Origin of the sequence: Corallococcus sicarius (genome assembly GCF_003611735.1) — a bacterium.
Taxonomy (GTDB): Bacteria; Myxococcota; Myxococcia; order Myxococcales; family Myxococcaceae; genus Corallococcus; species Corallococcus sicarius.
In genome coordinates this window covers 1-464 of record NZ_RAWG01000729.1, presented here as the reverse complement: position 1 = coordinate 464, position 464 = coordinate 1, and the positions used below count along the sequence as shown (strand labels likewise).

The window sequence follows — 464 nt, the reverse complement described above, 5'->3', positions numbered from 1 at the left end:
GCCGGCGCGAATGCGCTCTTGCCAGACCGGGTCCGGCGTCACGACCAGGTACACGAAATTATCGCGGGTACCGTCCGAGCAGACGAACACCACGCTGCTGCAGCCGGTCACCATCATGATCTGCTGCGGCTGCGGCATGTATTCGTCCGGCAGGTGGCCGGCGGCGATCGCATCGGCCAGCGCCTGGTTCCACTGCTTGTGCTCGAAGGCGACGTCTTCCGCCATGGTCAGGCCATCGCACGAAGCCGACAGCAGGCCGTCTGAACACGTGACCGGGTACAGGTCTTCGCCGATCAGCTCTTCGACCAGCGGGCGCGCCAGCGCTTCCACCTCATGGCCGTAGTCGAGGATGTGCTTCTGCACCCACTCGCTGAATTCCTGCGCGGTCGCCGTTGCCTTCATGTGCAGCAGTTCGGTGCGCGTGACGAGCGGTGAAATGCCCAGCATGGCCGCCGCTTCACTGG

General features: G+C 64.9%; 1 protein-coding gene. It reads right to left on the bottom strand.

The window, feature by feature from the left end; all coding sequences use genetic code 11:
- A partial coding sequence (locus D7X12_RS45730) for a YqaJ viral recombinase family protein (protein ID WP_208719651.1) occupies positions 1-464 on the bottom strand: 464 nt, incomplete at both ends.